The sequence below is a fragment of the Mesobacillus subterraneus genome, assembly GCF_023715485.1.
In the GTDB taxonomy this organism is placed as follows: Bacteria; Bacillota; Bacilli; order Bacillales; family Cytobacillaceae; genus Mesobacillus; species Mesobacillus subterraneus_B.
Window position 1 is genome coordinate 1 of record NZ_JAMBOF010000056.1, and the last position, 339, is coordinate 339.

At 41.6% G+C, this 339-nt stretch carries 1 protein-coding gene; it reads right to left on the reverse strand.

What is annotated here, in order from left to right; translation table 11 throughout:
- Positions 1-82: 82 nt before the first annotated feature.
- Positions 83-339, reverse strand: a 257-nt coding sequence (locus M3204_RS23545; protein ID WP_251489099.1) for a transposase, incomplete at its 5' end; no start/stop codon positions are given.

Here is a 339-nt window from a genome sequence, read left to right on the forward strand (position 1 = left end):
GGTTCCGTCAAGAATTATGTGTAAACATCCATACTCTATGAGTTATATGTGGAGGGGTAGTCAGGCAGCCGAGGCTGCCTGACTACCCCTTTTTGGCCTTTGTATATCGTTGTTCAAACATTTTTAAAATCTTATCGTAAGCCAGTCCGAATCCTCCCAACCTTCTTCTTGCCCATCGCTCGTTATAGTCGATGGAGGTCAGGTAAATAATTTTCTCAGCTGCTTCGATATTAGGCAAACTGTTCATAGTCTTTAATCTCTTACGGACTTCCTTGTTCGTGCGCTCAATTAGGTTCGTAGTATAAATATACTGTTGGACCTCTTTAGGGTAACCTAAAA